Here is a 17968-nt window from a genome sequence, read left to right as displayed (position 1 = left end):
GCCCGATTCCGTCGACGTCAAAACATCGGACGGGCGCATGCGCGCCGCGCGGCCGGACGAGGCGCTGTTTCCCGCCGTGCCCGAGCACAACTTCGCCGTGCGGCGCATGACGCTGATCGCGCTACTAGTAGCGGCCGTCGTGTTGCCGTGCGTGTTCGTCGCCGCGATGGCGTTCAACGACCTGCGCTCGCGCGAAGCCGATGCGACCGATGCGACGCTGCGCACAGTGCGCGTCGCCGAGGAGCATGCGCTGAAGGTGTTCGACATGAACGAGGCACTCGATGCGCGCGTCGTCGATCTCGTCCAGGGTCTCGACGACGATGGCATCCGTCAGCGCGAAATCTCGATCCACGAAAAGCTGCAAACGATGGGCGGCGGCTATCCGCAGGTCGCGGCCATGTCGATCTTCGGCCGGGACGGCACGCTGCTCGCAAGCAGCCGCTTCTATCCGGTGCCTTCCGTGTCGATCAGCCAGCGCGAAGATTTCGTCGGCATCCGCAACGGCCAGGTGCTCGAGCATGTGTCGAAGGTGATGGTCGGACATGTCGCGGGGGAAGTCGTGTTCAACACGGGCATCGCGCGGCGCGTGGACGACGGGTCGTTCGCGGGCATCGTGTCCGTCGCGTTGAGGCCCAGCTACTTCAATGCGTTCTATCGCGAACTGCTGGGCGGCAGGGATTCGCCAATGACGATGGCGCTGACGCGCGCCGACGCTTCGCTGCTCGCGCATTACCCGGTCACCCCGCTGTCGAAAGTCGAGGCGCCGATGCGCCACAACGCCTATACCGATGCGCTCGCCGAAGGCCGTCGCGCGGGCGTCGTCCGCGTGCGTTCGACACTCGACGGCGAGGGCCTGATCGTCGCGTTTCGCCGCGTCGGCTCGTATCCCGTCTACGTAACGTGCGGCTATCGCACCTCGGCGATCTGGGCTGCCTGGTATCGCCATCTGAGCGTGCTGATCCTGTCGATGTTCGTGCCGTCGATCGTGCTGTGGTGCGTGATCTGGCTGTCGCTCAAGCGGCTCGCCGCCGAAGAGGAAGCGTGGGAGCGCTGGCAGGCAGAGGCGTCGATGCGCCGCTCGATCGAATCGGCGTACCGGCAGTCGCGCAAGATGGAAGCGCTCGGCAATCTCGTCGGCAGCGTCGCGCACGATTTCAACAATCTGCTGATGATCGTTTCGGCCAACGCGCAGATCCTGCGCCGGCGCGGCGCGGCCACGTTCGACCGCGAGTTGTGCGCGATCGAGCGCGCATTGAAAAGCGGCCAGTCGCTCACCCGGCAATTGCTCGGCGTCGCGCGCAAGCAGCCGTTGCGCAGCGAAACGCTCGACGTCGCGCGCTGGCTGCCCGGCTGCCACGATCTGCTGCGCGCGTCGCTCGGCGCGAAGGTTGCGCTGGTGATGGACGTCGGCGCAGACGTGTGGCCGATGCACGTCGACGTCGCCGAACTGGAGCTGGCGCTGATCAACGTCGCCGTCAATGCGCGCGATGCCATGCCGAACGGCGGCCGCTTCACGGTGCGCACGAGCAACGTGAGTTTCCGTCATGAAGACGGCTTTCCGATCACAGGCGATTTCGTGCAGCTGTCGCTGGAAGATACGGGTGTCGGCATGCCGCCCGACGTGCTGTCGCGCGCGTTCGAGCCGCTCTTCACGACCAAACCGAAGGGCATGGGCACGGGTCTCGGTTTGCCTCAGGTCTTCGCGTTCTGCGAGCGTTCGGGCGGCCTCGCGGCGATCGACAGCGCGATCGGCGCGGGCACCTCGGTGCGGCTCTATTTGCCCCGTGCGACGCAAACACCGGAACTCGAACGCCCCGCCGAACCCGTCGCCGAGCGACGGGATGCGCCGCACGGACTGCGCATTCTGCTCGTCGAGGATAACGACGAAGTGGCAGCGGGCACGGAAGCGCTGCTGCAGATGATGGGCCACGAGGTCACGTGCACGTTCAACGCCGACATCGCGGTCGAACGGCTCGACGCCGCGCGCGCGGCGCAGAAGCGCACGGGCGAGCCGCTGCCGTTCGATCTCGTGATTTCCGACATCCACATGCCGGGCAAGCTGAATGGCATCGATCTCGCCGAGCATATCCAGACCTTCGAGACCAGGCTCCCGGTGATTCTCGTCACGGGCTACGCGGAAGAACTGGAGCGCGCGCGCCACGTCGAAGCGCGCATGCTGTCGAAGCCCTTCGATATCGCGCTGCTCGACAAATTCCTGCAGACGCTGCAGCGGGAAATCGCGCAATCGCCGACGCATCAGGCCGGTTCAAACGCACTGCCGGGGATTACCAGCTAGTTGTAAAAGCGCGCCACGCAACGTGGCGCGCGTCGATTGAAGACGGTTTCGACACTGTCACAGGTTCGGTGTGCCGTCCTTCATCGTTCTCGCTGGCTGCATGGCAGCACAACCCGGCATGAACGTTGCGCGTTTCACGGCATCGACGAACGAGCGGCCTCGGCGGCACCGCGGGGCCGTTCAGAAAGCCGCAGGAGACAGCCATGCGACACACCGTGATTGGTCTTTTCGACAGCTACGCGCAAGCCGAAAGCGCGCGCAACATGCTCGTGCAGAGCGGCTTCGCCTCCACCGACATCGAATTGCAGGCGAACCCCGAAACGCCCGCCGATGTCGCCACCGCTCATACGCCCAGCGTGATCGCCAATATCGAACGATTTCTGTCGAGCCTCTTCCAGACTTCGGGCACGACGGCGCCCGAAGCCGAGCGATACACGCAAGCCGTGCGTCGCGGCGCGGTGCTGGTGGCCGTGAACGCCGCGAGCGAGTCGCACGCGGAGCTAGCGCGCAATTCGCTGACGCGGCTGGGCGCGGTCGAAGTCAACGAACGTCCGGCAGAAAGCACGCGCACGCAGGCATCGCGCGACGATGCAGCGCAAGCACGCCGCGAGCATTCGGTAATGGACGAGCTCGGCATCGGCACGCCGGCTGCGGTGCCGACGGCGGCCCAGCCGTCGAGCGATGCGCAGCTCGCCGAAGAAGAAGCGCGCAAGCGTGCCCAGATGGATGCGCTGCACGGCGTGCCGCCCGTCGACGATGCGTCGGCGCAGGCACTCGCCGCAGCGAGCGCGCCCGGCGCCGGCGCGGTGATGCGGCCCGAAACGCCGCAACCGGAACAGCAGGCTTCGACGCCATCACGAACACCGGAACAGCAGCCGACGCAGTCGCGCCAGTACCCCGACTACGCAGCGCCGACCAGCAAGCAACGCGTCACGCCGCCGGGCGAGACGCCTGGGGCGGCGGCCGTTGCATCGGCGGGCGTGGCCGGCTCAGGCGCCGTGATGACGCCCGATACGGCCGAGCCCGCGCGCGCGATGCCTCAGCAGGTGCCCGACGAATTCCTCGAGTACGAGGAGGATTTCCGCGCTCACTACGACGCTCAGTACGCGGACGAAGGCTTGCGCTTCGACGAGTACGTACCCGCCTATCATCACGGCGCGACGATGGCGCGTGAAACCCGCTACCACGACCGGCAGTGGGAAGAAGTCGAGCCCGAGGTCCGCGAGCACTGGGAGCGGGACAGGCCGGAGGGCAGCTGGGAGCGGTTCAAAGCCGCTGTGCGGCACGGCTGGGATCGCGTGACGGGGCATCGTCACACGTAGCTTGCGTGCTCTGCGTGCTGTGACAATCGCGTCCGGAAGGCGAGGCGGCGCCCGGTGCCGGGCGCTGCTGTGCGTTGTGTCGACGCGACGCGTTAGCCGACGTGCCGCTTCACCCAATCAACATAGCGATCGACAAACTTTTGCAGGAACTTGCGCGTGTCGTCGCTTGCGATATTGCCGTTCTCGTCGATCTGGCCAGCCGTGTGTTTGATGAACATTTCCGGCTGGCCGAGCGTCGCCACATCGAGATAGGCCAGCACGTTGCGCAAGTGCTGTTGCGACAACGCCGTACCCGTCGCAGCCGGCGACGTGCCGATCACCGCACCCGGCTTGCCGGCCCATGCACTGTGTCCCCACGGACGCGAGCCCCAGTCGAGCGCGTTCTTCAGCACGCCGGGTATCGACCGGTTGTATTCAGGCGTCACGAACAGCAATGCATTGGCAGTGTGAATCCGCTGCTTGAAGTTGCGAGCTGCTTCTGGGAAATCGTGGTCGTAGTCCTGGCTGTAGAGCGGAAGCGAGCCGATATCCAGAAACTCAAAAGAAAAGTCTGGAGGCGCGAGCGAAATCAACGCCTTTGCCAGATGACGGTTAGTCGAGTCGCGGCGCAAACTGCCGACGACAACTGCAATGTGATAGGCCATGTCTTCCTTCCTCGGTTGGCGCGGAATGCGCGAAAAAAGGGGATGCGGCCGGTCAATCATAGCGGCCGACGAGTGAACCATAGCGCCGAATTGGGCACGCGATATGACACGTTAATCACGCGCAGTGGATAAATCGGGGGACGCACAAGTTATCCACAGATTTTCTGGATAACCCTGTGGATAGGTGGAATCTTTGCCTTATCAATCAAGCGGGTTGCCGGACGGTTGCAAAGCGCGACAAACGGCTCGCGACGATGCCTGCTGTTACAGCTTCGAACTGAACTTGTGGACAAGCGATATTTCGAACTTTATGTGTGAGGCGTCCGGGAGCAGTCTGTGCTCGGATGATATTTCTAGAAAATTTATTGGGAGGATCACATCATGAGCCTGGATCATTCCGGAAAATCCCATGACGAGGCAATCGCCGCGAGAAAGCAGCAGAAGCCTCGCTCGCTTGAACAACCGGGGGGTGATATGGCCGTCGACGGTACGCAAGCCGACGAAACGCATAGCTGCGGTGAGCTGTCCGAGCGCGGGAAGCAGGTTTGGCGCACGGGGAGCGGCCTCGATGGAGGCGGGAAAGTGTGAAGTCGCCGTGCAAATGCGAGATGAAGAGAAGGCGCCTCGGTTCTTGTTACGAGGCGCCTTTTTTGCCTCTTCGGCCGGCGTTTGATTTCTAGCGCTGTGACGGCGGCGTATCGCGATAACGCGCAAAAAATACGCTATGTGATGGCTCGTCGATCTTGACAGCGTGCTGTTCCGTCGATGCAGGATGTTTCGCAAGCATTGCAGCGGGACGGATCGGACGATGTTGAAAATTCCCGCCGCAATTCGGACACACGTTACTCAACTTCGTCAGCGCACAGACCTCGCAAAACGTGCATTCGAAGCTGCAAATCATCGCATCGGTGGCGCCTGGTGGAAGCGCCTTCCCACATCCTTCACACGACTGTCTAAGTTCCAGCATGTCGGTTCTCCCACGCGGGATTGAGATTCGAACGCCGCGCGACGAGGCTTTGCGCGGCTTGTACCGAAGTCTATTGGGATGTGCGCCAGCCAGAGTGTCAGCGATGCTTCAATTGCTGCCACGCTTTGGTCTGTCGCTATCGATGACCGCGGAGATCGGATCGACATCTCTCGCTGGCAATGGATTGTTGATCCGTTTGTTGCGCTCCGTATCGGTCCAGCGTGATGACGGGCAGGCGCGGGTTGCTCGATATAAAGCATCGCAATACGGATAGCTTGTTTGATGCGCGTCGGCCTAATTCGCGAATTCGGGAAATAGCGCCTTCACATTCTCCGGGGGCCGACCGATGACGGCACGTCCGTTGCGAACCACGATCGGACGTTGAAGAAGGATCGGATGAGCGGCGATTGCTTCGTATAACTGAGCGTCGGTCAATGAAGTGTCGGCGAGCCCTAGTTCCTTATAGACCTGTTCCGAATCGCGGATCATTTCGCGTACCGTGCAACCAAGCAGCTGGTTCAGCTGCTTCAACTGCACTACGGATAAGGGCGTATGAAGGTACTCGACGATCTCGACGGGTTCATTCGACGGATTGTAGACGTCGCTAATAAGCTCGCACGCGCCACGGGATTTCGAGCAGCGGGGGTTGTGGTAGATCGTGATCATGGTGGTTTAGGAGGATCGGGATGAAACGGAGGATTTTACGGCTATGCTGCGCGGATCGCTTGGGCGTGACTGGGTGAGCGCCGGAATCTTGAGCGGGGATGGCTCGCGAGGGATAAGCCGCATTTAGCGTTGGGAGGTGCGGTCCGTTCACTCGGTAGTCGAGTCGCGACGGGACAGATCGGTAAGGTCCCCCTTGAATTTATCTGTCCTAGGCGTGGGCACGTTATCTCGGCTGCGGCTGCCACAACATCTAACCATCGGTTTGCGGACAAGCGCTCCGTCGCAGCGCCGTTGATAGTGGGGCTGCCTGCCCTTCGATAAGGGCCTACCAGTTTGGGGGATGTAAAGTCCCGTGCGCGGCACATCTAATGGCAGCGTTTCCGTTGGATTGGAGCGTAGTTGTTCACACCAGGATCGATTGCGTGTTCGCCTGGGCCGCTTTATCGATCCGCAAGCACAACACCGCCAGAAGCTGAGCGCCGCAGCGCTGACGAACGCGACTCTCGTATCGTTTGGTTTGGTTTGGTTTGGTTTGTATGCAGGCGCCTGTTTGCTTCATCACGCAAGTAGTGCCGCCAAGCGCTCCCGGTTTATGCGCATAAACGATTCACGCCTCCCAACGCAAACCGGTTGCCGCGCCGCTCTACTTGGCGCAGACATCTTCGTGATCTCAATCGGCTTTATGCGCATAAACCGGCGGTGCATATGAAGACATGATCGACATACGTCGTCTATCGCATTCGCGGTGAATGCCAGACAGTATCACCGTCTCCCACACCAACGCCTGCAGAGCCCTAATCACATCTTCAACGCCAACCAGCAGATTCTGTTCATACGCGATACACGAACTGCATGGCCGATTAGTCACTCGTCCTTTATGCGCATAAACCCATACCGAACGGCCTATAACCGTTGGATCTGGGCAAAATTGATTGAATTACAAATTCAACAAGGTAAAATTCAGCGGCGTACAAAAAGAGGAGGTGAACGTTGGCAGCAGAAATCATCGCGGTTACACAGCAGAAGGGCGGCGTCGGTAAGAGCACAATTGCGATGCATATCGGCGCAGCCTTTCACGAACGAGGCAAGCGCGTTCTTGTTGTCGACGCTGACGGTCAAAACACCCTCATCCATTGGGCCAGCGCTTCCTCAGATAGCGAGTCCGGTATCCCGTTTCCCGTCGTCAATCTCTCCGAAGCCGGCGCGCAGATCCATCGTGAGATCAAGAAGTTCGTTGCCGACTACGACCTGATCGTTGTCGATTGTCCACCGTCCATCACTGAGAAAGTCTCCGGCGTCGTTCTGCTCGCTGCGACCGTTGCCGTCATTCCCACGTCCTCGTCTCCAGCGGATTACTGGTCGAGCGTCGGCCTCGTGAAGCTGGTACAGCAGGCGCAGGTCATGAACGAAGACCTGCGCGCAGTCTTTCTTCTCAATAAGACCGAAGAGAAGCGAATGCTGACGCGCGAACTCAAGCGCGCATTGGAAGAACTCGGCTTCCCGCTTTTGCGAACCCAGATTCCGACGCGAGAGGCCTACAAGCAGGCAATGGCGCTTGGCCAAACGGTCCTGCAGATGAACGACCGAGGCGCCAAGCTTGCCAGCATCGAAATCCGCGCGTGCGCCGACGAGATCGCCGCTCTGCTTCCCTGAATTTATGCGCATAAAGGTACCTGAATGAAACCGTCCCAATTCGCCAAAGGCTTCCAGGCACGCCCCGATACGACGAGCAGCGAAAAGCGCACAGCGCTCGATCGGCTCAACGCGATCGACGGACTCGTGCAAAGTGCGCCCAAGGCCTCGAACATCGCGGCTTTCACGAGCACGCCCGCATCGTCGTCCACAGTCAACGACGCCGAGCCAGCGGAAGCGGCAAATGAGTCGGTCGAATACCGCAACTGGCGAGCCGAGCACGGCTACCGCCCGGGCCAGATCATTGAACTTCCGCTCAAAGCGATCAAGCCGAGTCCGTTCAATCCGCGGTACTTCTATCTGAAATCGTCGATTGCCGAACTTGCCGTCAACCTCGCCAAGCAAGGACAGCAGCAGGCCATCCACGTCATTCCTGATTACAACAATCCTGGCAGTTACTTCGTCAGCGACGGTGGTCGACGTGTTCGCGCGTTGAAGGAGGCGAACAACGAGACGGTAAGGGCGATCGTGGTCGATCTGCCGATTGGCATCCAGAGCTATAAGCTCGGCTACGATCTCAACGTCCAGCGCGATTCGCAGACGGTGTTCGACAACGCCGTCGTATGGCGCCGCTTCCTGGATGAACAGCACTTCCAGAGTCAAAAGGAACTCGCCGAACATCTCGGTCTGGATGAGTCGACGATCGCAGTCGCACTGTCAATTTCGAAGTTGCCTGAGGCCGTGATGCAGGAGATGGTGGCGCGGCCGGATCGATTCGGTTCGAACATGGCGTACCAGGTTGGCCGGTATCATTCGGCGCGCGGAACCGATTCAACACTTCGCCTGATCAACAAGATTCTTTCGGATGATCTGAGCACCCGCCAGGTCGCGGACATCGTCAAGGGAAGGGCAACCGCGCAGGAGAGTGCGAAACCGGCCGGCCGTCAGCGTTACGCACAACGGCTCGATATCAAGCTCGGTGGTGTGTCCGTCGGCGATCTGAAGTCTTACGGCGATGATCGGCTCGAACTGAAATTGCGCGGGCTGGCGCGTGAGAAACGCGACGAAATACTCCGGCAAATCGAACAGATGTTATCGGAGCAGTAAAGCAAAGCAACGGGCGCGCAGCGGCGGCGCGCCAGCTTGCGCTCAGGCGGCTCGCGACTGACTCAATGTAAATGCAAGCAGATCGCCGTCTGTCGGCTCGCCCCAGGTTCTGCGCGCGAGCCAGTCGAAGAACGCCGTTTCCGTCAGCTTCGACTCCAGCCCGCGTCGACGCCAATCGTCGCGCATGTGGGCACCCAAACCCGGCAGTTCATCTTCCTCGAACGAGTGACGCGCCAGCTCGCGCTCCGCTTCACCTTGTTCGTCGTACAGCGCCTGTGCCTCCTTGCGCCGGTACGCCATATATTCGCCCAGAAGACGCGCTTTCAGATCATCCGCGGGTGCTGCGGCGGCGGCTTTGCCGGCCGGGGTTGAAGGCAATGCGTCGACGGGCGGAGCATAACCCTTCTTCAAGGCGTCCTTGAACAGCGCTGGCGCGCTGCGCACGGGCGGCAGCGTCGTGCTGCGCATCCGCTGCTCCGTCATTTGCAACGCGGCGCGAATACGGTTTTCCTCGCTGTCCGCGTACAGCGTCTGCGCTTCCTTGAGCGGGATGCCGATCTTCACCATGCGATCGACAAGCGTACTGTCGAATACGTTCGGATGCTCGTCGAGCGCCAGCATCGGCTGCTTGCGCTCGGTCACGCGAAACTGGATTTCCGCGACACGGCGGCCTTCGCGATGTTCGATGAGTTCGACAAAGATATTCGTAACGGCATTGACTTCCGCAATCGCGGGGCGCAAATAGTCGCGCTTGAAATATTTGTACTCGCGCTTGGCTTCATCGCCGGCTTCCATGTCGGGCGTGCCTGACAGGATCGGCCGCCACCACTCCCACGCCTCACGCATCGTCAGATGGCTGGGATTGGTCAGGTAGCGCACGCAAATCTCGTACAGCGCCAAACCCGCGCTGCTGCGCAACTGGCTCTGGAACTGAAGGCTCAGCCGCGCGTATTGCACCGGATCGAGCAGTTTCTTTTTGATTTTCGGCGCAAACGAGAACTCCACCCAGACGCGCCGCGTAGCCGGGTCCTCGAGAATTTCGGCATCGGCGATCAGCGTCGAGATGCCCCATTTGCGCCCTGGCTTCTGGCTCGACGTGCCTTGGCTCCACTCGACTTGCACCGACACCATCCGCCGCAGGTGCTCCTTGACGAGTGCCGTATCGTTGGAGTCGAAGGCGGAGTTGGCGACGATGTCGGAAAGCAGCGCGCGATAGGTGTCGCCCGATTCGTCTGCCTGCTGTGCGACCGCGAGCAACACATTGAACAGCTTGCGGGTCAGCAGCGTGATCTTGCCGCTCTTCGGCTGAATGGCAATCGCCTCGACGGCTTTGCGCAATTCGGCGGAGCTTGGGCTCACCACATCGGTTTTTTTCGCGCGCTTCGTGGCCATGCGTCGAGTCGAGAAGAGATTTTCGCGAAAGGATACCGGCTGTGGTGATGCACGTCTATAGCGGTTATCTCACCTACTTGGGGTGAAACGCGTTTACAGCCGCCAACTCACCCGGAGCCACTCCCGAAAAGCCTCACCTTCCGAATTCGGACGCATTTTGTCATGGCATTGATGGATGTGGGATTGTCTGAGATGAGGTCGCCTCGCGCGTACGGCGACCGCCCGAACCGCTTCCCGTAACGGCTCACCGTTGCACAAGTCGCAAATAAACGACGCGTGAAGATGCTGCTGCAGCACCTGGTAGCGATAGACCGCGAACGGCCATTTCGCGGGCGCGTTTATGGCCCATTAGCCGGCCAGTCAGGTCTCGCGTGTCAGTATCGATGGGAGCCGGCCGTCCAACCTACGTCCATGGGTGCTGTGACCAAGTCGGCGGATTAGTAATCGACCGAACGGATCCATCGAAAGACCGTGCTCTTACCGATTGACCAGTCCGCCGAAACGGAGGAAGTCGCGGACCGGAACAGGAATAGACACAAACGCGAAGATGTACAGATGGACTCCCGGCTTTCAGTAGCGATCGGCCCCGGTCGCGCCGCGAATACGTTCCCCGAATATTCTCACCCGTGTGAACGCCAGATCCGATACCGGACAGGCCTCCGGGTCTCATAGACAAATCTGGCGCGCAGAAAAACTCCCGAAAACTCTCACCTGTGGCCGGTCCAGACCAGCTTTTGTCTCACCGCGAATCGACAGTCCGACGTCCTGAAGAAGCTCACCTTTAGCGGATCACGAAGTGAAAAACCCGCAAATTTAGATACTTAGCTGTGCACCTCCGCCATCTGGGTACAGTCTGCGACTCCCGGAAATTCTCACCTCAGTCCTATTCAGTAACGCCGTGATGCCCAAAATCCGATCACCCGATGCTCCCGAAAATATTCACCTTCTCAAGCAATCAACCAAAATGTGGTGCCGTCGTCCAACCCGCGCAAATACGACGTCTCAGCGCGATTGCGGCTTCAATGCCCCTGCATTTCCTCACCTTTGAGCCTGAACCGGCCGAGCATGATTCCCGCAAAGCCTCACCTTTCCGACTTCCGGGCGCAAATACTGGCGCAAGATGTGCGTACGCTTTGCTGTCCTGAATCCGCTCACCTTTGGAGTCAATGCCCGGAACAATGCTCATTTTGCGTACCTGCCGATCGAAACGGACGACGGGCAGCTCCCGAAAAACCTCACTTATCGAGATTGCGCCGCCCAAACGTGAGCGCAAGCGTCCTCCGAGTCCCGAAAATCCTCACCCTGATCTCCGGTTTTCTCCCGCGAGTGCTCACCGACCCACTCGGACGCCCACGAAATCGGCTCAATACCCATCGGAATTGCCCTCCTGAATCCGCTCACCGCTTCTTCCGGCGACGGAAAAGCGCCAACCAGCGTTGACGCGCCATTGATCGACCTAATCTCCCGAAAACGCTCACCTCTGGCCGACTGGCCGATCAGTAGTGTTCCCGAAGCCACTCACGACCCTTCCCGGGCCGGCTCACCCGTCTCCCCGAACCCCATCACTGAACGACCCCGTGAAATCTCACCACGCCTCCCGTAAAGCTTCACCCAATCCCGCGCAACGCCTTATCCTATAAGGCTCTCGCCGAGCGTTAACGTCTTTAACTAAGGTTCAAAGGTGTTTACTTTTATTACTCTCAACGCGTGCCCCGCGAGTTCTGTCGAAAAAAACGCAACACCTCGCGACAACCCTCGCATCGTGAAACAGTGCCAAAACGGCGGGCGATCGACTAAAATGCCGTCATAACAATGACTTACCGACTACTCTTCGATTTGTTTCACGAAGAGGCTCGCCAAATCCGGTTCGCGACAATGAATTTCGATGATCCGGAGCCTCCGTTGTAGCAAAGACGCATGTCGAGCAAAATCCGTAGCAAACGCTACGTAAATTGTTATGATTCGTCGACTTCTGCGAACTTGAGGCAGCCATGAATCTGGACGAAGAACGCCAGGCCATTCGAAAAGAACTCGACACGCTTCGCGCGAATGGTGCGCGTCGACAGGAATTGTCGCTTCACGCGTGCAAGCGGCTCTTTTTCGACCTCGGCATCCGGCCATCGATGGCGGCCGTGCGCGATCTTACGCAAACGGGCAGCGCTAGCGACATACCAAAAGACATCGACAGCTTCTGGGAGCGCATCCGCTCAGCATCGCGCGTACGAATCGGCGGCGGTGCCATTCCAAAGGCGCTCGAGGAGCGCGCGGGTGAGTTGCTTGGCGCGTTATTCGAGGATGCATTGGCGCATGCAAGGGCCTCGCTCGATGAAGAACGTCAGGAACTGAGAGCTTTACTCGCGGCCGCCGAGCGTGACTCACACGAGGGCAAGATCCGACGGGAAGTTTCTCAAGAAGCCATTCAGCGCAGCGAAGCCCGTGCCGACGCCGCGTGGGAACGCGTACGCGTGCTTGAGAGTCAACTCGCCGCAGCCAACACCAATGGATCAGCTTACCAGGAAGGGCTAAAAGCGTCGGTTCGCCGGCTCGAAGCCGAAAATGAGTCGTTAAATCGACGCCTGGACGTCGAGCAATCGACGAATGCAGGATTGCGCGATCGTCTCGACGCGCTGCAGGCAGAAATGCGCCAGAACACCGAGCACTATGCGCAACAGATCAAGGACGCGGTGGCTGAAGCCGAACGCCGGGTCAAGCCGATGCTTGTGGAGCTCGATTCGTTGCGCGCGATGGCAACGACCTATCAGGCAGGCGTGCGCGATGCGAGTCGAAAGGAGTTCGACTTTATTCAGCAGGTCGCGGCCGCGAAAGCACGGGGCGATCGGCTGGACGCTCAGTTGCGCGAACAGTCGGAGGAACTCGACCTCTTGACGCGCCAGATGGCTGCATTGCGCGCCCAGCAGGGCGTCAGCCCCGCCATCGCGGAATTACTGTGTCAGCTGGCGGGTGCGGGAAGGTTGAGTAGCAATGAGCTCGAGTCGATCGGCACAGCCGTCGACGGGCACGTCACTATCCCGCAACGTTGTCCGAAATGCGCCGAAGGTGAACCGGAACTGTCTCAGGTCGATGGGCGTTATGAGCTGCTTTGTCCCGAATGCGAGCATTCATCGGGGACGGGTAGCTCGCGGCTAACGGCCGTGACGCGCTTCATGTCGCCGGCACAAAGCGCTTCCTTGACCTGATCGGTTCGCTTCAGCGCTCCAAGGCGATCAAGGTGAGTTTTTGCGGGACGGCCAAGGTGAAGGTTTACGGGATACGTCTAGCCGTCTTGCCGCATGTCGTCGGCATTCGCGGGAGACGCGGCGGACGCTGCAAGCTGTCATTCTTCGTCGAATTTCTGCTGTTCAGCCCAGTTTTTCCACGCGCGATGCAGTCGATTCGCAGATACGGCCTGCGCGAATCCTAGCCATTGCCCGACGACCTCGACTTCCATCCCACTTTCGAACAGGTCCGCTGCGAACGAGTTGCGCAGCGTATGCGGGCTTGCGCGAGCTTCCCGGGAGTGGCCGATTCCCGATGCTTCCGTCAATGCGTCGACGGCTCGCAGCATGGTCGCCTTGTGCATCGGCCGCCCGGATGGCGATGCCGGGAAAACGAGATCGCCCGGCAATTCCGCTTGCTGACGTTCTTCGAGCCACGTGTTGAGAATGGATACGGCGAACGGCGCCAGGCGCGTCCGGCGCGTAAAAAGCGGGTTCGCCGCTTCGATCACAATCCACGGCGAGCCGGCCGTCACACAACCAAGCCGAAGTGTCCGCGCTTCGCCTGTCTTGATGCCGCCGCCAAGAAATACGGCGATCAACGCGCGATCTCGACGCTCGCGCCAGCGTTGCGCGGGTGAAAGATACGCGACGGGCGAAGAAAGATGCGCGATCAATGCGGACCGTTCGACGCTCGTGAGAAATCCTGTCGGCTCGTTGTCGCGCGCGTTGCGCCATTCCGCTTCGCCATCCTGAGCAATGAAGCGCGCCGGGTTCGTGGATGCGAGCTCGATTTCGCGCACATGATCGAGCACGCGTTCGATTAGCCGCAAATAGCGGGCGCGCTGCGGTTTGCGTATCGAGAGTCCGGCAACGAATTCGGCAATCGAGCGCATGTCGACCGTCACAAGGTTTTTGTGCCGAGCCTGCAGCCATTCGAGGAAAAGACCCCACTGAGCGCGATAAACCTCCGCCGACGAATTGCGGAAATTCTGACTCGCGAGCCACGCGTCGAATGCAGTGCGCGGGTCGACGAGCCAGTCTCGACGTTCCTGATCGAACAGGTCCGTTGTCTCGGGCGATGGGCCAACGGACCCGACGGGATCGGCTGAAGTCATGGTCTATGCTTCCGTTAGTTGCGTGAACGATTGTAGTCGGTGACTTTACGCGCATAAACTCCCGGCGCGGTCCCTCCTGAACTCGCGAAGTCGACACTGGACGCCCCCTTAACCACCCCAAGCTCGACGGACACTTCCACGCGCCGCTCTCCGCGTCCGCATCTCGCCCTTCGACTTCTGCGCTTCATCGTATGCCGCAACGGCAAACGCAAATACGGCTGGCAGCGCATTCGACCGTCCAAAGTCAACGGGATCATCCGTCTCGGGGAATTGAAAATCGGTTGGCCGTTGAAACAGCGCGAGCATGAAGGGATCGTGCCGGCTGGCAAAACCGAGATCGGCGAGCGCTTCCGCTTCGATCGCATGCAGAAGGCGCCAGGTTAGCGGCACCTGCTGCACGATATAACGTGCAGCGATATGCCGGACGATATGTTCGAGGTCACGCGCGGCCGACTTGAAGCGCAGCGCCGCCAGATCCTGTTCTTGGTTGATGTTCATTCTTCGGCTCCGTCAGTCGCGTATACTGTACAAACATACAGTATCTGCCGCAACCCGGCGTATTGCCTAAGAACGCGTCGTACATGTTCAACCGTGGATCACGACCAGCAAGGCCTTCGCTTCGCCCTTACCGGCGTTGCGAATCGCGTGCGGCTCGTCGGCAACGTAGCGCGCCGTATCCGCGGCCTTCAGACGCTTCGTCGTTCCCGCCGCGTCGATATCGATGACGCCATGCAAAACCGTCAGATGTTCGCGCGTACCCGGCTCGTGAGCGCTCGACACCAGTGCGCCGCCCGCCTGGAGCGTCAATTCATACCATTCGAACTTGCCCGCCAGTTCGATCGGCCCCCACACGCGCAGCTGATATCTGGCATCGTGGCCGCTCAGCGTCGGAATGTCGTGCGGACCGGACACCGCAATCGGCTCGGGCGCTTTTTGCGGCGCGAACAGCGAATCCAGACTGACGCCGAGCGCATTCGTCAGCCGCCACGCGACGGCGATCGTCGGATTCGCTTTGTCGCGTTCGATTTCCGACAACATCGATTTCGACACGCCCGCTGCGCGCGACAGATCGTCGAGCGTCATCTTGCGTTCGCTGCGTAACCGTTGAATCTGCTCGCCGACGCGCGGCGGCGCCGCAACCGCTGGCGCCGCGGCGACGGCCGTACCCGACGCCCCCCGGCGCATTCCCGAACTTGCCATTTCCAGACCTATCGTTTAGAGTTGTTCGACATATCGAACTTTAGTTCGAAAAAACGAAAATTTCCGATAAAAACCGATCGCCGACTATAACAGGCCGCCGCGTTGCCGCACATCGTGCGTTGGCGTAGCGTTGAAAAGCCGGCCATTCAAGGAGCCGTTTCATGCGAGACCCTTTCCTCGCGCATCTGCGCAACACGCTCGACCAGATCCGCACCGATGGTTTTCATAAGACCGAACGCGTGATCGCGAGCCCGCAATCGTCGGATATTCGTCTCGACAGCGGCGCCGATGTGCTGAACTTCTGTGCGAACAATTATCTCGGCCTCGCGAACGATGCGCGCCTGATCGCTGCCGCGAAAGAAGGGCTCGACAAGGACGGCTTCGGAATGGCGTCGGTGCGTTTCATTTGCGGCACGCAGACGGTTCACAAGGAACTCGAACATGCGTTGTCCGCGTTCCTGAAAACGGACGACTGCATCCTCTACTCGAGCTGCTTCGATGCAAACGGCGGCCTGTTCGAAACGCTGCTCGACGACAACGACGCAATCATCAGCGACGAACTGAATCACGCGAGCATCATCGACGGCGTGCGGTTGTCGAAAGCGAAGCGTTACCGTTACAAGAACAACGATCTCGCGGATCTCGAAGCGAGGCTGCGCGAAGCCGACGCGGCGGGCGCGCGGTTCAAGCTGATCGCGACGGACGGCGTCTTTTCGATGGACGGCATCATCGCCGACCTCGCAGGCATTTGCGATCTCGCGGACCGCTACGGCGCACTTGTGATGGTCGACGATTCGCACGCCGTCGGCTTTATCGGCGAACACGGACGCGGCACGCCCGAGCATTGCGGCGTGATCGATCGCATCGACATCATTACGGGCACACTGGGCAAAGCGTTGGGCGGCGCATCGGGTGGCTATGTCGCGGCGCGCCAGGAAATCGTCGATCTGCTGCGTCAGCGTTCGCGTCCGTATCTGTTTTCGAACACGCTCACGCCGAGCATCGCGGCCGCATCGCTGAAAGTGCTCGAACTGCTCGCGAGCGACGAGGGCAGGCAGTTGCGCGAACGCGTCCGCGAAAACGGCGCGCAGTTCCGTCAGGCGATGAGCGCGCATGGCTTCACGCTCGTGCCGGGCGAGCACCCGATCATTCCCGTGATGCTCGGCGACGCGCAACTCGCGTCCAACATGGCCGATGCGCTGCTAAAAGAAGGCGTCTACGTGATCGGCTTTTCATATCCCGTCGTGCCGAAAGGCCGCGCGCGCATTCGCACGCAGATGAGCGCCGCGCACACGGCGGAACAGATCGATCGTACCGTCGACGCGTTTGCGCGCGTAGGCCGTTCGCTTGGCGTGATCTGAAACGGGACATCAATCACAATGAAAGCACTGGCAAAACTCGAACGTGCACCGGGCCTCACATTGACCCGCGTGAAGAAGCCCGAAGTGGGTCACAACGATGTGATGATCCGCATCACCCGCACCGCGATTTGCGGCACCGACATTCACATCTGGAAGTGGGACGACTGGGCACAAAAAACGATTCCTGTACCGATGCATGTCGGTCACGAGTACGTCGGCGAGATCGTTGAAATGGGCCAGGAAGTGCGCGGCTTTTCGATCGGCGATCGCGTCTCGGGCGAAGGACATATCACATGCGGCTTCTGTCGCAACTGTCGCGCGGGGCGCAGGCATCTGTGCCGCAACACGGTCGGCGTCGGTGTGAATCGCGAAGGTGCGTTTGCCGAATATCTCGTGATTCCCGCGTTCAACGCATTCAAGATTCCGCCTGAAATCTCCGACGATCTCGCCGCGATCTTCGATCCGTTCGGCAACGCGACACACACGGCGCTCTCATTCAATCTTGTCGGCGAAGACGTGCTGATCACGGGCGCGGGCCCGATCGGCATCATGGCCGTGGCGATCGCGAAGCACGTCGGCGCGCGCAACGTCGTGATCACCGACATCAACGATTACCGGCTCGACCTCGCGCGCAAGATGGGCGCGACGCGCGCGGTCAACGTGTCGCGCGAATCGCTGCGCGACGTGATGAGCGATCTGCGCATGACGGAAGGCTTCGACGTCGGCCTTGAAATGTCAGGCGTGCCGAGCGCATTCACGTCGATGCTCGAAGCGATGAACCACGGCGGCAAGATCGCGCTGCTCGGCATTCCGCCTGCGCAAACGGCAATCGACTGGACGCAGGTCATCTTCAAAGGCCTCGAAATCAAGGGCATTTATGGCCGCGAGATGTTCGAGACCTGGTACAAGATGGTCGCGATGCTGCAAAGCGGACTCGATCTCTCGCCGATTCTCACGCACCGCTTTGCCGTCGACGACTACGAAGAAGCGTTCGCGACAATGCTCTCCGGCGAAAGCGGAAAGGTCATTCTCGACTGGACGGCATGAT

15 protein-coding genes are annotated in these 17968 nt (G+C 60.4%); 8 read left to right on the top strand and 7 right to left on the bottom strand.

Features of this window, described 5'->3' with window-relative positions; all coding sequences use genetic code 11:
• Positions 1 to 37 precede the first annotated feature (37 nt).
• Positions 38 to 2296 (top strand): hybrid sensor histidine kinase/response regulator, encoded by a 2259-nt coding sequence (locus BMW76_RS05050; RefSeq protein ID WP_407668892.1) that lies wholly within the window; start codon positions 38 to 40, stop codon positions 2294 to 2296.
• Between the two features lie 203 nt (positions 2297 to 2499).
• Positions 2500 to 3618, top strand: a complete 1119-nt coding sequence (locus BMW76_RS05045) for a hypothetical protein (protein WP_090863749.1) — start codon at positions 2500 to 2502, stop codon at positions 3616 to 3618.
• Positions 3619 to 3710: 92 nt separating this feature from the next.
• Here the strand turns inward: BMW76_RS05045 and BMW76_RS05040 are convergent, their stop codons facing one another.
• Positions 3711 to 4262 (bottom strand): NADPH-dependent FMN reductase, encoded by a 552-nt coding sequence (locus BMW76_RS05040; RefSeq protein WP_090863747.1) that lies wholly within the window; start codon positions 4260 to 4262, stop codon positions 3711 to 3713.
• A 381-nt stretch (positions 4263 to 4643) separates the two neighbouring features.
• On the opposite strand from BMW76_RS05040, the gene BMW76_RS05035 reads away from it, so the two are divergent.
• Positions 4644 to 4850 (top strand): hypothetical protein, encoded by a 207-nt coding sequence (locus BMW76_RS05035; protein WP_087736585.1) that lies wholly within the window; start codon positions 4644 to 4646, stop codon positions 4848 to 4850.
• A gap of 88 nt (positions 4851 to 4938) precedes the next feature.
• On the opposite strand, the gene BMW76_RS05030 is transcribed toward BMW76_RS05035, so the two are convergent.
• Positions 4939 to 5229: a DUF1272 domain-containing protein gene (locus BMW76_RS05030; RefSeq protein ID WP_090863745.1), complete on the bottom strand. Its 291-nt coding sequence runs from the start codon at positions 5227 to 5229 to the stop codon at positions 4939 to 4941.
• A gap of 294 nt (positions 5230 to 5523) precedes the next feature.
• Positions 5524 to 5895, bottom strand: coding sequence for an arsenate reductase (glutaredoxin) (gene arsC, locus BMW76_RS05025; protein WP_090863743.1), 372 nt, complete (start codon positions 5893 to 5895; stop codon positions 5524 to 5526).
• Positions 5896 to 6885: 990 nt separating this feature from the next.
• On the opposite strand from arsC, the gene parA reads away from it, so the two are divergent.
• Both parA and BMW76_RS05015 read left to right on the top strand, forming a co-directional pair.
• Positions 6886 to 7548: a ParA family partition ATPase gene (parA, locus tag BMW76_RS05020; protein WP_090863741.1), complete on the top strand. Its 663-nt coding sequence runs from the start codon at positions 6886 to 6888 to the stop codon at positions 7546 to 7548.
• A 24-nt stretch (positions 7549 to 7572) separates the two neighbouring features.
• Positions 7573 to 8634 carry a ParB/RepB/Spo0J family partition protein gene (locus BMW76_RS05015; protein WP_090863740.1) on the top strand — a complete coding sequence of 354 codons (1062 nt, stop codon included), beginning with the start codon at positions 7573 to 7575 and terminating at the stop codon, positions 8632 to 8634.
• A gap of 42 nt (positions 8635 to 8676) precedes the next feature.
• Here the strand turns inward: BMW76_RS05015 and BMW76_RS05010 are convergent, their stop codons facing one another.
• Entirely contained in the window at positions 8677 to 10026 is a 1350-nt protein-coding gene (locus BMW76_RS05010; RefSeq protein ID WP_090863738.1) for a replication initiation protein, read from the bottom strand.
• Positions 10027 to 12017: 1991 nt separating this feature from the next.
• On the opposite strand from BMW76_RS05010, the gene BMW76_RS05005 reads away from it, so the two are divergent.
• Positions 12018 to 13223 carry a DNA-binding protein gene (locus tag BMW76_RS05005; RefSeq protein ID WP_090863736.1) on the top strand — a complete coding sequence of 402 codons (1206 nt, stop codon included), beginning with the start codon at positions 12018 to 12020 and terminating at the stop codon, positions 13221 to 13223.
• Positions 13224 to 13360: 137 nt separating this feature from the next.
• On the opposite strand, the gene BMW76_RS05000 is transcribed toward BMW76_RS05005, so the two are convergent.
• From BMW76_RS05000 to BMW76_RS04990, 3 genes are all read right to left on the bottom strand, one after another.
• The gene (locus BMW76_RS05000) at positions 13361 to 14359 is read right to left on the bottom strand and encodes a tyrosine-type recombinase/integrase (RefSeq protein ID WP_090863734.1); all 999 of its coding nucleotides are present in this window, start codon (positions 14357 to 14359) and stop codon (positions 13361 to 13363) included.
• A gap of 108 nt (positions 14360 to 14467) precedes the next feature.
• Positions 14468 to 14851: a DUF2471 family protein gene (locus BMW76_RS04995; protein ID WP_177200314.1), complete on the bottom strand. Its 384-nt coding sequence runs from the start codon at positions 14849 to 14851 to the stop codon at positions 14468 to 14470.
• 93 nt (positions 14852 to 14944) lie between these two features.
• Positions 14945 to 15559 carry a helix-turn-helix domain-containing protein gene (locus BMW76_RS04990; protein WP_090863731.1) on the bottom strand — a complete coding sequence of 205 codons (615 nt, stop codon included), beginning with the start codon at positions 15557 to 15559 and terminating at the stop codon, positions 14945 to 14947.
• A 161-nt stretch (positions 15560 to 15720) separates the two neighbouring features.
• Here BMW76_RS04990 and BMW76_RS04985 point away from each other — a divergent pair, with 161 nt between their 5' ends.
• Together BMW76_RS04985 and tdh are read left to right on the top strand one after the other, a co-directional pair.
• Positions 15721 to 16920 carry a glycine C-acetyltransferase gene (locus BMW76_RS04985; protein ID WP_090863729.1) on the top strand — a complete coding sequence of 400 codons (1200 nt, stop codon included), beginning with the start codon at positions 15721 to 15723 and terminating at the stop codon, positions 16918 to 16920.
• An 18-nt stretch (positions 16921 to 16938) separates the two neighbouring features.
• Positions 16939 to 17967, top strand: coding sequence for an L-threonine 3-dehydrogenase (gene tdh, locus BMW76_RS04980; protein ID WP_090863727.1), 1029 nt, complete (start codon positions 16939 to 16941; stop codon positions 17965 to 17967).
• Position 17968 lies beyond the last annotated feature (1 nt).

The organism is Paraburkholderia diazotrophica (genome assembly GCF_900108945.1).
In the GTDB taxonomy this organism is placed as follows: Bacteria; Pseudomonadota; Gammaproteobacteria; order Burkholderiales; family Burkholderiaceae; genus Paraburkholderia; species Paraburkholderia diazotrophica.
The sequence above is the reverse complement of the archived record's forward strand: the minus strand, read 5'-3'. Positions and strand labels throughout refer to the sequence as shown.

Coding starts and splice junctions, on each gene's coding strand:
- BMW76_RS05050 (WP_407668892.1), top strand. CDS start 38: ATGCGCGCCGCGCGGCCGGACGAGGCGCTGTTTCCCGCCGTGCCCGAG.
- BMW76_RS05045 (WP_090863749.1), top strand. CDS start 2,500: ATGCGACACACCGTGATTGGTCTTTTCGACAGCTACGCGCAAGCCGAA.
- BMW76_RS05040 (WP_090863747.1), bottom strand. CDS start 4,262: ATGGCCTATCACATTGCAGTTGTCGTCGGCAGTTTGCGCCGCGACTCG.
- BMW76_RS05035 (WP_087736585.1), top strand. CDS start 4,644: ATGAGCCTGGATCATTCCGGAAAATCCCATGACGAGGCAATCGCCGCG.
- BMW76_RS05030 (WP_090863745.1), bottom strand. CDS start 5,229: ATGCTGGAACTTAGACAGTCGTGTGAAGGATGTGGGAAGGCGCTTCCA.
- arsC (WP_090863743.1), bottom strand. CDS start 5,895: ATGATCACGATCTACCACAACCCCCGCTGCTCGAAATCCCGTGGCGCG.
- BMW76_RS05015 (WP_090863740.1), top strand. CDS start 7,573: ATGAAACCGTCCCAATTCGCCAAAGGCTTCCAGGCACGCCCCGATACG.
- BMW76_RS05010 (WP_090863738.1), bottom strand. CDS start 10,026: ATGGCCACGAAGCGCGCGAAAAAAACCGATGTGGTGAGCCCAAGCTCC.
- BMW76_RS05005 (WP_090863736.1), top strand. CDS start 12,018: ATGAATCTGGACGAAGAACGCCAGGCCATTCGAAAAGAACTCGACACG.
- BMW76_RS05000 (WP_090863734.1), bottom strand. CDS start 14,359: ATGACTTCAGCCGATCCCGTCGGGTCCGTTGGCCCATCGCCCGAGACA.
- BMW76_RS04990 (WP_090863731.1), bottom strand. CDS start 15,559: ATGGCAAGTTCGGGAATGCGCCGGGGGGCGTCGGGTACGGCCGTCGCC.
- BMW76_RS04985 (WP_090863729.1), top strand. CDS start 15,721: ATGCGAGACCCTTTCCTCGCGCATCTGCGCAACACGCTCGACCAGATC.
- tdh (WP_090863727.1), top strand. CDS start 16,939: ATGAAAGCACTGGCAAAACTCGAACGTGCACCGGGCCTCACATTGACC.